18 protein-coding genes are annotated in these 13,959 nt (G+C 40.2%); 12 read left to right on the top strand and 6 right to left on the bottom strand.

Translation table 11 applies throughout. The features are described 5' to 3' along the window. Positions 1–20: 20 nt before the first annotated feature. From ACSLUF_RS01995 to ACSLUF_RS01965, 7 genes are all read left to right on the top strand, one after another. A complete protein-coding gene (locus tag ACSLUF_RS01995; RefSeq protein WP_435624465.1) occupies positions 21–386 on the top strand; it encodes a hypothetical protein in 366 nt (121 codons plus the stop codon). Continuing rightward, positions 383–715: a hypothetical protein gene (locus ACSLUF_RS01990; RefSeq protein WP_435624464.1), complete on the top strand. Its 333-nt coding sequence runs from the start codon at positions 383–385 to the stop codon at positions 713–715. Before ACSLUF_RS01995 ends, ACSLUF_RS01990 begins: the two co-directional genes overlap by 4 nt. Continuing rightward, a complete protein-coding gene (locus tag ACSLUF_RS01985) occupies positions 712–1,119 on the top strand; it encodes a hypothetical protein (protein ID WP_435624463.1) in 408 nt (135 codons plus the stop codon). Before ACSLUF_RS01990 ends, ACSLUF_RS01985 begins: the two co-directional genes overlap by 4 nt. A gap of 2 nt (positions 1,120–1,121) precedes the next feature. Continuing rightward, the gene (locus tag ACSLUF_RS01980; RefSeq protein ID WP_435624462.1) at positions 1,122–1,418 is read left to right on the top strand and encodes a hypothetical protein; all 297 of its coding nucleotides are present in this window, start codon (positions 1,122–1,124) and stop codon (positions 1,416–1,418) included. Between the two features lie 369 nt (positions 1,419–1,787). Next, complete coding sequence (locus ACSLUF_RS01975) at positions 1,788–2,624, top strand: SOS response-associated peptidase (protein ID WP_435624461.1); 837 nt, start codon at positions 1,788–1,790, stop codon at positions 2,622–2,624. Between the two features lie 2 nt (positions 2,625–2,626). Next, a complete protein-coding gene (locus ACSLUF_RS01970) occupies positions 2,627–2,878 on the top strand; it encodes a hypothetical protein (protein ID WP_435624460.1) in 252 nt (83 codons plus the stop codon). 347 nt (positions 2,879–3,225) lie between these two features. Beyond that, positions 3,226–4,566: an alkaline phosphatase D family protein gene (locus tag ACSLUF_RS01965; RefSeq protein WP_435624459.1), complete on the top strand. Its 1,341-nt coding sequence runs from the start codon at positions 3,226–3,228 to the stop codon at positions 4,564–4,566. Positions 4,567–4,590: 24 nt separating this feature from the next. Here ACSLUF_RS01965 and folE read toward each other — a convergent pair whose 3' ends face one another. Then, positions 4,591–5,256, bottom strand: coding sequence for a GTP cyclohydrolase I FolE (gene folE / locus ACSLUF_RS01960; RefSeq protein WP_435624458.1), 666 nt, complete (start codon positions 5,254–5,256; stop codon positions 4,591–4,593). An 18-nt stretch (positions 5,257–5,274) separates the two neighbouring features. Then, positions 5,275–5,682, bottom strand: a complete 408-nt coding sequence (locus ACSLUF_RS01955; protein ID WP_435624457.1) for a MerC domain-containing protein — start codon at positions 5,680–5,682, stop codon at positions 5,275–5,277. A gap of 128 nt (positions 5,683–5,810) precedes the next feature. Here ACSLUF_RS01955 and ACSLUF_RS01950 point away from each other — a divergent pair, with 128 nt between their 5' ends. The 5 genes from ACSLUF_RS01950 to ACSLUF_RS01930 all read left to right on the top strand — a co-directional run bounded on the left by ACSLUF_RS01950 (position 5,811) and on the right by ACSLUF_RS01930 (position 10,600). After that, positions 5,811–6,437 carry an ABC transporter ATP-binding protein gene (locus ACSLUF_RS01950; protein WP_435624456.1) on the top strand — a complete coding sequence of 209 codons (627 nt, stop codon included), beginning with the start codon at positions 5,811–5,813 and terminating at the stop codon, positions 6,435–6,437. Continuing rightward, positions 6,434–7,741: an ABC transporter permease gene (locus ACSLUF_RS01945; protein WP_435624455.1), complete on the top strand. Its 1,308-nt coding sequence runs from the start codon at positions 6,434–6,436 to the stop codon at positions 7,739–7,741. Before ACSLUF_RS01950 ends, ACSLUF_RS01945 begins: the two co-directional genes overlap by 4 nt. Continuing rightward, a complete protein-coding gene (locus ACSLUF_RS01940; RefSeq protein WP_435624454.1) occupies positions 7,734–8,174 on the top strand; it encodes a hypothetical protein in 441 nt (146 codons plus the stop codon). Before ACSLUF_RS01945 ends, ACSLUF_RS01940 begins: the two co-directional genes overlap by 8 nt. A gap of 35 nt (positions 8,175–8,209) precedes the next feature. Beyond that, positions 8,210–8,617: a hypothetical protein gene (locus ACSLUF_RS01935; RefSeq protein ID WP_435624453.1), complete on the top strand. Its 408-nt coding sequence runs from the start codon at positions 8,210–8,212 to the stop codon at positions 8,615–8,617. A 117-nt stretch (positions 8,618–8,734) separates the two neighbouring features. Continuing rightward, positions 8,735–10,600 carry a DUF7800 domain-containing protein gene (locus ACSLUF_RS01930; RefSeq protein ID WP_435624452.1) on the top strand — a complete coding sequence of 622 codons (1,866 nt, stop codon included), beginning with the start codon at positions 8,735–8,737 and terminating at the stop codon, positions 10,598–10,600. A 66-nt stretch (positions 10,601–10,666) separates the two neighbouring features. Here ACSLUF_RS01930 and ACSLUF_RS01925 read toward each other — a convergent pair whose 3' ends face one another. The 4 genes from ACSLUF_RS01925 to ACSLUF_RS01910 all read right to left on the bottom strand — a co-directional run bounded on the left by ACSLUF_RS01925 (position 10,667) and on the right by ACSLUF_RS01910 (position 13,865). Further along, entirely contained in the window at positions 10,667–11,251 is a 585-nt protein-coding gene (locus tag ACSLUF_RS01925; RefSeq protein WP_435624451.1) for a HupE/UreJ family protein, read from the bottom strand. 1 nt (position 11,252) lies between these two features. Beyond that, positions 11,253–11,762 carry a DUF6702 family protein gene (locus tag ACSLUF_RS01920; RefSeq protein ID WP_435624450.1) on the bottom strand — a complete coding sequence of 170 codons (510 nt, stop codon included), beginning with the start codon at positions 11,760–11,762 and terminating at the stop codon, positions 11,253–11,255. Between the two features lie 15 nt (positions 11,763–11,777). Continuing rightward, complete coding sequence (locus ACSLUF_RS01915) at positions 11,778–13,058, bottom strand: dipeptidase (RefSeq protein ID WP_435624449.1); 1,281 nt, start codon at positions 13,056–13,058, stop codon at positions 11,778–11,780. A gap of 93 nt (positions 13,059–13,151) precedes the next feature. Next, complete coding sequence (locus ACSLUF_RS01910) at positions 13,152–13,865, bottom strand: hypothetical protein (RefSeq protein WP_435624448.1); 714 nt, start codon at positions 13,863–13,865, stop codon at positions 13,152–13,154. Positions 13,866–13,959 lie beyond the last annotated feature (94 nt).

Raw genomic sequence — 13,959 nt, 5'->3', positions numbered from 1 at the left:
TAAGGTAAAAAATTATTGATATGGAAATTTTAAAGGGAATTGGATATTGCGTTATGGTGATAAGCATTTACAAATACATTCACTACAAATGGTTCAGGGACAGCATTTTGCCGTTCAATTGGAAATATTGGTTTAATAAGAACTTGGGTGATTACCTAATGTTAGTCGCAATATCATTTATCACGGTACAATACAGTAATGAGATTATCGATTTGCTGAATATGGGACTGGAGAAGTTTACTATTGATTGGCGGATTCCGCATTTTGAGGACATTACCTTTTATTGGATTCTCATGCCTGTAATCGTCCCGTTGATACTGGGAAAATTTGCAAAAAAGAAAATCAGAAAACCATTGTCGGACCGTGTAAAAAGTTTTAAGAAATGACCCATAAGGCCAAACAGAATATATATCAAGGCGTTGTAATCGCTTTATTGTCCTTCATTGCTGTTGGGCTTTTTGGTTTTGGAATTCAAGTTTATGATGCTGTCAAAAATCTGACTTTTGACAGTCCTGAGCAGAAAGAACGTATGAAGATTAGGCTTGATGTGCCTCCGCCAGTCGGGGCCGCAGAGCGTGAAAAGATAATCATGCATATCGAGGATGAGGATATCCACATGGATTTTGAGGAGAAAGCGACCATTATCCGAATTGAGGAAAACCAAAAAAGGATAGGCCAGGATCTTCAGGAAATCAAAAATCTATTAAGACAATGAGACTTAGCGAAAAGCAACGGATTTTTACAAAGAACATTGCTGAGTTGATATGCTATGCATATTCCTTAGGCATAGAGCTAACATTTGGCGAAGCGTATCGGACACAAAGCCAGGTATTCCTTTATTACTTTGGTTACAAAATAGTCAAGGGCGGTCTCTTGGGTATCAAACTTGTTAAAGCCAGAAAGATGAGCAAAACCCTTAGGAGCCGTCATCAAGACAGATTGGCGGTAGATTTCAATTTTTTTATTGATGGAAAGCTCACCTATGAATTTGATGACGTTAAGCCATTGGGTGATTTCTGGGAAAGCCTTCATCTTGATAACAGGTGGGGCGGCGATTTCAATAAAAATGGTGTTAAAGATGGTTTTGTGGACACTCCACATTTTGAAATGAAAAAATAATTATGAATACAAAAAATCTTATTGAGAATTTAATACTGATAGTGGTTATGTTTGTTGGTCTGGGAGTATACACCCAAATGGTACTTAAACCCATTGTAGTGGAATCAATAAAACAGGAAACCACCAAAATCGAGCAGAACATTGACCAAAAGTTCAAAAAGGTCGGTCAGGTGGATGCCGTCACCACTCCAAGTGCAAAGGCAATTTCCACCACTGAAACGGATGTTGAATGTGTTGATATTTCTCCATTAAGCGAATCCCGAAGGAACAGGATAAAAAAGTGGTTGGACAATCAATAACAGTATTTCCTATTCCCCAACGTGTGCGCATAGTTAAGCCATTTCTTTGGATAGGAAATCCGGTGATTGCAGTTTTCACATAGATTGTAGGTAAGAAGCAAAGTTCCCGAGAACGGCCATTTCCCCACCTGGTACATTATGCTGCACCCTTTCCTTTCATTTAAGAATAATACACAGTCCTGGATCACCTTTTCCCAGACCAAACCTTGGTCGTGGGCGCCTTTCCTCAAATGAGGCAGGACCTTTTTTGGCACATATTCCTCGATGGCCAGTCCCCTTATAATCTGGCGGCCATGTACATCAAATTCTCTTGGGTCTTTTTTGAACATGGATTAAAATTAGCTAATTTGTTTCATCAAACCTCAAAAAATGTGTTACACAACTGCACAAAATAAACCGACCCGACAGCTGGAGCTTGCGATGGAAGCTGTGGCTAAACTTCCGGAGTTCATACAAGAGGAGGACCTGGTCAGGTACCATATTAATGGATTTGCGAAACAGTACTTCGATGATGGCAAAAAGATGTCAGAGCACCCCTTTATGCTCATACAACCACAAGAGGACCCAAGATTCCTAACCCCGGTAATGTGGGGATATGTACCACATTGGGAGGATGGCGATAAAATTGAAAAATACTATACGGACACAATAGGTGTTGGGTCAGGCCTGAACGTAACCAGTGAAAAACTGTTTTCATCCGATTATTACAAGGATAGTTCTGAACTCAGGCGCTGTATTGTCCCAGTGACCGGATTTTATGAGCCCTATAAAGTGTATCCGAACAAGGGTCGCGAGTATTCCATACCGTTCCATTTTGAAAGAAGGGACAAAGAAGTGATGAAACTGGCCGGAATATATGAATTTACAAAAGGCCACAATTCCAATAGTGTCTATGTCACGTTTGGGATAATAACAAAACCGGCCACACCATTGTTCGCCAAGATACACCACACCAAAAAAAGACGCCCGGTCATACTAAATGACGAACAGGCAAAAGGTTGGTTGGACAAAAAATCCCAACAGAACGACCTGCAGCAGATTATAGATACTGATTTGCCAGATGCGGATATCTTCGCACAGCCCATCAACAGGAACCTCTATAAAACCAGTATCGACACAAATCGGCCCGGGATAACTGAGCCTTTTCACTATCCAGAAATAGCAATTGACTACGAGAACAAACCACCATCTGATTTATTCAGTTAGGTATGGATTTAATTGAATTCAAAAATATGTCTGCCATGGACAAATGGGATTACTTTTGGGATAACACCGGTGACCCGGTTGATTCAATATCCACTAAAAACTTTGATTATTTCTTGTTCGATGACAAAAGTTCGAATTTGATGTTTGAGTTAAGGGTAGGAAAAATCAGTGGAATCGGTGTAAAAGTGCCTCAAAAATGCGACCTATTAAAATACTTGAATTCAGAAGGGAAAGACCAAATACCCTGGGAATAGAAGCGTAGACTTAGGCATTATTCATGCATTTTTTTTAATTATTTTGTATAACTATTTGATTTATAAATACTTATTTCAATTTATTATATGCCTGTCACGCAGGGGGTCGCGGGTTCGAGTCCCGTCCAGACCGCAGAGTAAATTAAAACCTTCAAGAAATTGGAGGTTTTTTATTTCGTGGCAATACCCCAAAATCTTTGTCAGCAAAAAATCTCAAAAGCCTCTCTGTCCTTTCTCACTCATTTCCCAAACCGAATAATACTACTTTCTTTAGTTTATCCAAACATAGACTGATAGCATTCTCCTATTTTTGCCATATCCCCTTGATAGAACAAAATAAAATCAAAATGAGAAGAATATCCTTTTTTATAGCTCTGCTACTTGCCAATAGTTATTTTTTATTTGCGCAAGACTTGGTGCAATCCGGTCCTATGGTGGGCTATTCCACCATGAGGGAGGCATTGCTATGGGTTCAAACTACGACATCGGCCCAAGTACATTTTGAATATTTTGACCAAGAAAACCCTAGTGAGCGTTTTAAAACCGAGAGTTATACAACCCAGTCCAAGTATGGTTTTGTGGCGAAGTTGGTGGCCAATCAAATCATGCCTGGGAAGAAATATGGCTATGAACTTTTCATCAATGACGAAAGTGTCCAAAGGGACTATCCTATGGAGTTTCAATCCCAAACCCTGTGGCAATGGAGAACCGACCCGCCAGAGGTAAGTTTTGCTGTCGGGAGCTGCAACTACGTGAATGAGCCAGAACTTGATCGACCAGGTAAACCTTACGGCAGTGAATTTGAAATATTCGAATCCATTCATAAACAAAGTCCTGATTTCATGCTCTGGTTGGGAGATAATACCTATTTGCGTGAGGCCGATTGGAATTCGCGAACAGGTATCTTTCACCGATATACCCATACCCGTTCCTTACCGGAACTTCAACCCCTTCTGGCTTCTACGCACCATTATGCCATCTGGGACGACCATGATTTTGGTCCAAACAATGCGGATAGCAGTTTCTGGTTGAAACAAACCACTTCGGAAATCTTCAAACTTTTCTGGGGAAATCCCAACTACGACGTAATTGAACAAGGTGGAATAACAGGAACATTTGAATGGGCGGATTTACAGTTTTTCTTGTTGGACAACCGCTATTATAGAACATCAAACAACAACTTTACTGGAGAGCGTGAAATCTTGGGCAAAGCACAAATTGATTGGCTTATTAATGCTTTGGCTTCGAGTAATGCTCCCTTTAAGTTCATAACAATAGGTGGGCAAGTACTTAGCACTGAAGCCGATTATGAAAACTACGCCACTTTTCCCAAAGAAAGACAATACTTACTGGATAAGATTCGGGAGGCAAAGATTGAAGGCGTTGTCTTTTTGGATGGGGACAGACACCACACGGTATTGAGTCGAATGCAAGAAAACGAAGATGTTTACCCTATTTATGATTTGACCTGTTCGTCGTTGACCGCAGGGTCCAACAATAACCAAGAGCTGCTCAATACCAATAAGGTAGAAGGAACCGTAGTTGGCCAACATAACTTTGGTATTCTCAATATCAGCGGCCCCCGCACCAACCGTGTCCTAAATATTAAAATATTGGATAAGGATGGTAAAGAACTTTGGAGCAGAGACATCAAAGCCCAAGAGTTAAAATACAAATCAAGGGATTAGCTAATTTTTAGCCTTTTGAAGGTTTTACTCTTTAAAATTATTTTCTAAAAGGCCATAAAATTCTTGGCGAAGTTTGTCATCTTTAAACTTACCACCATATTCAACTGTGGTAGTAAAACTTTCCTTGTCCTTGATTCCACGGGAAGAAACACATAGATGTTTTGCATGAACTATCACGATAACATCTTCGGTTTCCAGTGTTTCCTGCAAGTCGGTTAGAATTTGAAGACAAAGCCGCTCCTGGACTTGGGGTCGATGGGAATAATAATCCACCAACCGATTTATTTTCGAAAGTCCTACTACTTTGTCTTTGGGTATGTAGGCAACATGCGCTTTTCCAACTATCGGCAAAAAATGATGTTCACAAGAGGAATCAATGGTGATATCCTGTTCCACCAACATACGCTGATACCCATACGTGTTTGGGAAAGTGGAAATTTTTGGTTTGTTGTTGGGGTTCAACCCATAGAACAATTCCTTCACGTACATCTTTGCAAATCGATAAGGAGTTCCGGATAAACTTTCATCAGTAAGGTCTAAGCCCAATTCCTCCATGATTTTATAAAAATGAGATTGAATATTCTCTATTTTTTCCTCATCGGAACGGTCAAAAGCATCTGGCCGCATCGGAGTTTTTACCGATGTAGCGATATGGTTATCTCCTAAGAGTTCTATTTGCGATTTGTCCATAAACGATAAAATTGAGTATTAACTGTCGGCACAGCAAGTTTCGTCCTTACACTGGCAATACTGACGGTTATAAAAGTGAAGAAATATTAAACCTAAGGTCGGAGGATAAATGGCTTCCTCTATAAGATGGAAAATTTCAAATTTCTCGTTCAACACAATAAGTGCCAAGAGCAACCAAGAAATACCAAAACCGTACTTTATCCAGTTTTGGCTGGTATTTTGGATAGACCAATACACGGCAAAAAATGAAAGCACCAAGAAGACAATGTCCAAAACACCCCACCAAGAAGGATGTGCTTCACCATGTACTCCTATACTGGCATTTGCAATGAATAGAAATGGCGTTGCCAAACAATGTATCAAACAGAGTCCACTGGCCAACATTCCAATCCAATCCGATTTAAGCGATACCTGCGATAATGTCATTAATTAAAACTTTTTTAACATGCCCACATGAGGCATACACAGACAAAAATTAGATTTTTGGCAAAGGTACTGCTAATTTCCAAATGCAACTAGGTTGCATTTATGATTATTTTTGTCAAAACAAACGCATGGTTAAAACATCCAGTCTTACATATGCCTATGGAGAGGGAAATGAAATGGTCTTTCCCGATATTGACCTTCCTGCTGGGGACCATCTATTGATAATAGGACCTTCAGGTATTGGAAAGACAACACTCTTATATCTGATGGCGGGTTTACTTCCACCGGTTAAGGGCGAAGTTGCTGTTTCCGGAACATCGTTGGGTTCTTTATCCAGAAAAGAGATTGACAGGTTTCGCGGGGAACATATCGGACTTATTTTTCAACAATATCATTTTGTCAAATCTTTAAGCGTTCAGGACAATCTGAGACTGCGCCAAGGGGTTTTTAAAAAATCTGTTGACAAGGAAAGAAGGTATCAACTTGCAGAAAGGCTGGGCCTAGCTGAGCTTCTAGACAAAAAAGTAACTGAACTGAGCCAAGGGCAACAACAGCGTCTCTCAATCGCTCTTGGCCTAATCCATAGGCCAAAAATAATATTGGCGGATGAGCCAACCTCAAATTTGGACGATATGAACTGTGTAAAGGTCATAAACTTGCTGAAGGAAGAAGCCGAAATATGTAAAAGCAGTCTAGTGATCATTACCCACGACCTTCGTGTAATGTCGCATTTTCAAAACCGGGTTGAGTTATGAATTTAGTGTATTTAGCATATAGAAACATGGTTTCCAAACCACTCAACCTATTGTTGAGCTTACTGCTGCTATCCTTAAGTGTGTCCTTGGTCACCTTTGTTTTCCAGTTGAGCAAACAATTGGGAGGGCAACTTGATAAAAACATCGCTCCATTTGATATGGTTGTTGGGGCCAAAGGGAGCCCCTTGCAACTGGTTTTGTCTTCAGTGCTTCATGTGGATGCGCCTACGGGAAATATCAAACTCAAGGATGTGGCGACCTTACGTAACCATCCATTTATTGAAAAAACCATTCCTGTTTCCTATGGTGATAATTATAAGGGGTACCGAATTTTGGGTACAGAATCTGAGTATTTTAAAAGTTATGAAGCGGAACTAAAAGAAGGACGCTTTTTTGAGAAGTCTTTTGAAGTAGTCGCTGGATATGGTGTGGCAGGAAAACTAAATCTTGGTTTAGGTGATACCTTTACTAGTTCACATGGATTGATTGATGGAGGAGACGCACACGATAATCACCCTTTCAAAGTAGTTGGAATTCTTGAACCTTCAGGCACCGTGGTAGACCAATTACTAATTTCCAATTTGGAAAGTATTTGGGAAGCTCATGACCACTGGAGTTCAGAAGGTAATAAAGAGACCGGTGGGGAGCCTCACACTGAGGATGAACATAAAGAGCATGAAAACCATGAAGGACATGAGCATGGAGATGAAGAAGGGGATCAACAGGATGAAAAACATGAAAATCACGAGGATGATGAGGATTTAGAGATTACCTCTCTTCTGGTGAAGTTCAAAAGCCCTTTAGGCATGGTACAGCTCCCAAGGTTTATCAATGAGAATACTTCCGTACAAGCGGCGTTGCCTGGGTTTGAAATACAACGTTTGATGGGCCTCTTAGGTTCGGGTGCGAAAACAATAAATGGAATAGCCTTGGCCATATTATTGGTTTCTGGATTGAGTATATTTATAAGCCTTTTAAAGACCATCCGAGAAAGAAGACAAGAGTTGGCCCTTTTGAGAACCTATGGCTTTCAAACTAGACAACTTTTAGGGTTGGCGCTGTTGGAAGGAATATTTTTGGCACTGATTGGGTTTATATTAGGTTGGGTGCTGGGACGATTAGGGATATGGATAGTATCTGGTTATCTTAGCGCAACATATGGATATGCCCTACTAATTAAAGGCCCTGAAATGGTTGAACTTTTGCTTATGGTTGTTATTTTAGTATTGGCTATTATTGCCACTTTGTTGGCATCCCTTTCTATTTTTAAATTAAATGTAGCTAAAACTTTATCGGATGTTTAAATCGAGTTTTGTCATAGTATTTGTTGTCTTTGCTTGTTCATTTTCAATGGCGCAAGAGCAATTGACATGGAAAGATTTTGCTGATGTTAATTTCGAGGCCGAATTCAATGAAAAATATGGAGTGCATTTTTTAATGCCTACTTTTGGCAAGAAAATCTCATCGTATAAAGGGAAGCAGGTCAGTATCAAAGGATATTTTCTGGATATCTCTGGAAGTGGAGAAATCTTTTTGATTTCCCAAAATCCAATGGCTTCTTGTTTCTTTTGTGGCGGTTCGGGACCGGAAACCATCATTGAGGTGACCTTTAAGGAGACACCTCCCTTCAAGACCGATCAGATTGTAGTGGTTACTGGTGTTTTGGAACTCAATGCCAACAATGTTGATCATTGTAATTATATCTTAAATGATGCTACCGGTCGTTTAGTGAATTAAGAATGATGCGGTTTTTTTCTTTCATATTATTTTTCTTGATGTTGCCAGAGGGCAATGCACAAACTGTTTTGACTTGGGAAGATCTGTCCGACGGAATTTTTTGGGAATCCCACACCCCAAATGCTCTGGTCCCTGGTTTTGAAAAAGCAACCTTTTCAGCCAAATTGAGAGCTCTGGAAGGAAAAAAGGTTAGTATCACGGGATATTTATTAGTATTGGATGGCAGGCAATCCGTTTTTCTCCTTTCAAAAAATCCCATGGCTTCTTGTTTTTTCTGTGGAAATGGTGGGCCAGAATCCATAATGGCGCTGAATTTCACCAAAAAGCCTTCTTTTAAAATGGACGACTTGTTATCGGTTGAAGGAACATTTCATATGAACGGTACAGACCCCAATGCATCGTATTATAGAATTGAAAATGCCGATGCCGTAAGCTTTAATTGAATTCTCCTTGGGGTAAAAACATCGGCTTTGAGCAAACTAAAACCGTAGGGGCTAACAAACGAAAATAGACCTAGAGAATTACGCAAAAAACCAAAAACGACTTAATCAACACATACCATGAAAAACAGTATTCTATTCGTATTTGCCTTGACCGCAAACATGCTCTTTTCCCAAAACATTGAAGTACCGGAGAGCTATAGTAATATTCAAATAGATGAAAAGGGTCTTTTTCTCCAAGATGGTGATGAACGCTATTATGCATCTCCAAGTAAAGCGGATTATACTTTGGAGCAATTGTTTGGCAATCCACAAGGTACCGATGAAGGAGTCTTAATGGATTTTGGGGATTTCAAAGGGGTTATCACATACGGACTCATTCCTTATGGAAAGGCACCTCATCCGCTTCCCGTTTTCAGGTTTGTAAAAACACTGGAATCCGGTAAAGTCGACATTAATATAAAGCGTGATTTTCGTTATCCCTACGATTTTGTAGATTGGCAAAAGAATCAAAAACTTTCCATAGGCTATCGCCTGGCCGACGAAAGCGGAATGGTAGTTTATGATGGAGAAGTCTCATTGCAAGGTGCTGGGCCGTTCACGGTCGCTCCTTCTCTTTACGAAGGTCCTTTCATCAATATGCTAACAGATACCAGCGCTACCATTTGGTTTAACACTACATTACCAGTTGCCGCTACGGTACAAATTAATAATAACACCATTCAAAGCCCAATAGGCAAAAACCATGAAATCGAAGTTTCCGGTTTAGAACCAAATACCCAATATGATTATGTGGTCCAATATGGTGACTTTACGCAGAAATACCATCTGAAAACTGCTCCAAAACCTGGAAGTAAAGCTCCATTTGTGTTTGCTTATACCAGTGATAGTAGACATGCCTCAGGCGGAGGGGAACGGAAGATTTATGGCGCCAATGCCTACATCATGAAAAAAATAGCAGCGGTTGCCTATGCCAATGACGCTGCATTTATGCAATTCAGTGGAGATTTAATAAATGGATATCTAAGAACAAATGCTGAAACCCAGGTCCAGTATACCAATTGGAAAAAAGCAGTGGAGCCTTTTTGGCATTATATGCCTTTCCAAGTAGGTATGGGAAATCATGAGGCATTAGGGTATATATTTCGGGATAGCACAGGTAGAAGTAGAGGTTTTATAGACAAGTTCCCGTTCAGGACCGAGTCAGCAGAAGCTTCCTTTGCTGAGGCTTTTGTAAATCCGGTATCCGAGTTAAAAAGTGAAGATGGGAGTTCCTACGACCCTTCATCGGAAACTACAGATTTTCCTTCGTACTCCGAAAACGTTTTTCATTATCGATACGACAATGTGGCCGTGGTCGTATTGAACAGTGACTACTGGTACGCCCCAAGTCTTTCACGAAACACCTCAACTTCAGGAGGATTACACGGGTATATCATGGACAATCAATTAAAGTGGCTGGAAAATACCATACTTTCCCTTGAAGAGGATAACACCATTGATCATATTTTCGTTACCCAACATACTCCAGCTTTCCCCAATGGAGGGCATAGTAGAGATGATATGTGGTATAGTGGGAATAACGAAAAAAGGCCATTTGTCGATGGGAAACCCCTTAAATATGGAATTATAGAGCGCCGTGATCAATATCTAAACATCCTTATTAATAAGAGTAAGAAGGTATTGGCTATTATGACCGGTGATGAACACAACTACAATCGTTTAAAGTTGACCGATGAGGTTACCATTTATCCCGAGGATTATCCTCATCCGAAGCTGAACGTGTCAAGACCCATCTATCAGATAAACAATGGGGCGGCCGGAGCACCATATTACGCTCAAGAAGTGTTGCCTTGGAGTGAACATACCAAGGCGTTTAGTGTAGAAAATGCAGTTTGTCTTTTTTACGTTGATGGCCCAAAAGTAACCATGAAAGTAATCAATCCAGATACCCTAAATCTTATTGATGAAATAGTGCTTAGGTAATCCCTCTCTGACGAATATAACTCCTTAATGCCGTGTTAATAATCTGCAAGGTGATATTATATTGGCTTACCAAAACTTATTTTCCAACATGGAAATTAAAGCCATTCCTGCAGCGGCTCCTGAAATGAAAACATTCCAATCGCGGTGCTTTGCCCGGATAACATTCAGGAATAGAAAGGCAATACCAACGATAAAAAATACGACTAGGAGTTGCCCTAATTCGATACCAATATTAAAGCCCAACAAGGGCACGAGAATAGAAGAATCGCCCATAATCAGGGCCTTGAAATAATTGGAAAAGTCCATCCCATGGATAAATCCAAAAAATAAGGCCATGGCGTAATTCCTACCCATTTTTTTGGGTTCTTCCGTAAGTTTAACCCCAATTACATTGTGCAAAGCAGTAATAAAAATCGTGGTTGGAATAAGAAACTTGATAATATTGGAAGGGATGGTGAAAATATCAAGGGATACCATTGCCAAGGTCACACTATGACCAATGGTAAAGGCGGTGACCAAAACAAGGATATTTTTCCACTGCTGAATCTTATAAATTGCGCAAAGCACCACAAGAAACAATATATGATCATATCCCGCTAAATTGGAAATATGTTCAAACCCCAGCTTTAAATAAAACTCGAATGGATGCATATCAGAATTTCAATTGATGTACAGGTGTTTTTTTATTCAGCATCATGCTTTTGGATTCTCCATTGACATGCACATAAATGATATTGTTCTGGTCAAAAAACAAATCGGTAAAAACAGCATTTTTCACTTCTAAAGTTTTTAAAGGAGTTGATTGCGTTATTTCAAAATAAACCCATAAAGCCGTGTTATCCCCTTCTCCACTAAGTTTCTTGTGCTTGATTTTTAGGTTTACGACTTCCTTGTTCGCTTTCACATAAAAAAACTGCTCCAAATAATCGAGTAGAAGTTGGTTGGCCTTACTGGATTCATTGGGCTGACAGAATGCCAATTCTTTGCTGTAAGGATCAAAAACCAGTGCCTCGTTCACATCAGTCAAGAACAGTTTCAAATTGATGGTGAGCAGTTGTTTCCCAGAAGTATATTCAATTTCACATAAGGATAACCGCAATGGATGGGCAACCATAGACATGGATGTAGCCATCACAATAGAACAGAGAAACAATCTTAACACTGCTGAACTGGCAATTTAGGAGAATTCCCCCGCTTGAATCTCTTCAGCAACGCTTTGCACTTCCTTGAAGACCCGAATCAAATTGCCTCCCCAAATCTTTGCAATTTCTTCTTCGGTGTACCCCCGTTTTACCAATTCTATGGTAATGTTCATTACCTCACTAGCATCAAAAACGCCTTCAATTCCTCCACCCCCATCAAAATCACAACCTATACCTACGTGGTCAATTCCTGCCACTTTCACGATATGGTCAATATGATCTGCAACATGCACAACCGTTGCGGGAGGGTTTGGAAATTTTTCATTGAGCTCCTGAAAAGATTTTCGCATGGCTTTTCGTTCCTCCATAGTCATTTCTCCAATAGGTTTCATACCGGCTCTCAAGGCAGCGACAGCAGAATCTCTTTCAACATTTGGAGGAGCCTCTCGGAGATAATCAGCCAACATGGTCAGTTGTACCACACCCCCATTGTCCGCCATTAACTTTAGCATTTCATCGGTCATGTTACGTCTATGGTCCGTAACGGCCCTAGCGTTGGAATGACTTGCAATTATCGGCGCTTTGGATAATTTAATTGCATCATAAAACACACTGTCGTTTCCATGTGAAACATCTACCATGATACCTAAACGATTCATTTCACCCACTACTTGGGAACCAAATTCACTGATACCCCCATGCTCAGTTCCATTGGGGTCCGTAGCAGAATCGGCCAAATCGTTGTTTGAGGAATGCACCAAGGTGATGTAACGAACTCCTTTATTATAATATTCTTCTACGTTGGAAAGGTCCTTCCCAATGGGATATCCATTTTCAATACCGATGTAAATGGCTCTTTTCCCTTCTTTCTCCAGTGAATAAGCATCATCCGGATTGATTGCTAAGCCGACTACATCTGAGTTTCTTTCGGTAGAGGCGACTACAGAATCTATCATCTGAAGACATAAAGCCTTTGCTCTTGTATTACCGTCATCATCACGAATATCTTGGGCCACAAAAGCCGCAAAGAAAATAGCGTCCAAGTCGCCTTCTTTCATTCTGGGATAATCCACCTTTGACCCCGTTTCGTTCGGGTCATGCCTTTCGGCCATATCAAAACCGGGCTCAATCATGCGCAAAGGGGTATCCGCATGAGTATCTAAGGTAAGTACACGTTTGTGGATTTGCAGAGCCCTCTCAACCAATTCTTCTTCGGTTTCGGCGTCGGCTTCGTTTTCTGCAGGTTTCTGTTTGCAACTGACTATAAAAAGAACAGAGATGAAACAAACAAGATAGCATTGAAGTGATTTCCACATAGATGTAAGTTTTTATAATTGGTATACGATAAATGTATAATAATTATGGCAAATGTAGAACCACTACCATTTTTGCTGTAGAATCAGAATGAATTAAAGACTCTTTACATTAAGCACTTCAAAATTTTTGGCAACGAAATAGTCATCCAAACCATAGTCCGTGTTAATAATAATGCCTCCTAAAAGAGTAATTGTATCAACAGGAAATTCATCTTTACAGGACTTTAAGTGCTCATGAATCTTTTTATCAATCACATCATAGGTGGCCAGGGTAATAGCTTTTTCTTGGTTTTCGCTGGCCAATATTTCTTCCCTACGATCAATTAAACTTTCTTCAAGTTTCATTTGTTGATAATCATCATCATTCAGCACAGGTCTGTAGGAACTATCTTGAAATCGGCTAAGTGCCAACATGAGAGCCCCACATGAATTTCCCGTTTGTTCTTGACGTGGCCTGTACATCTTACCCAAATCCCCGTCAAGCGTAATACCTATATGTGGCCCGTAAAATATGAAAGCACTGCCTTCATCAGGAATATGATGGGCAAAGGCAGTCATTCCTGTTTGCCCAGCAAAAGGCAATCCTCCCAGTCCCCCCATGATAAATGGGCCAAACAACACATTGAAAAATGTGGTTGAAGGTACATTGATATCATCAGAGCAAACCGATGTGGCCATGAGCACTTTGGAAATATCAATGCCATGCTGTAACTGCATTTTACCTAGATATTGAATTGAGGTGTCCTTGGCGTCCATTGCTTTGGGAAAGTAACTTTTTACCACTTCTGCAAATTTTCTTTGTAACATGGATAATAGATTTAAGTGTTAATTCCGTTTTAGTTCTTTGGTTGAAGGCTAAGCGATGATTTCTTTGAACGGAAATTTGCTTTAAAATGCTAAA

The organism is Flagellimonas sp., from assembly GCF_965601775.1.
Lineage (GTDB): Bacteria > Bacteroidota > Bacteroidia > Flavobacteriales > Flavobacteriaceae > Flagellimonas.
This window is presented reverse-complemented; position numbering and strand designations above follow the sequence as displayed.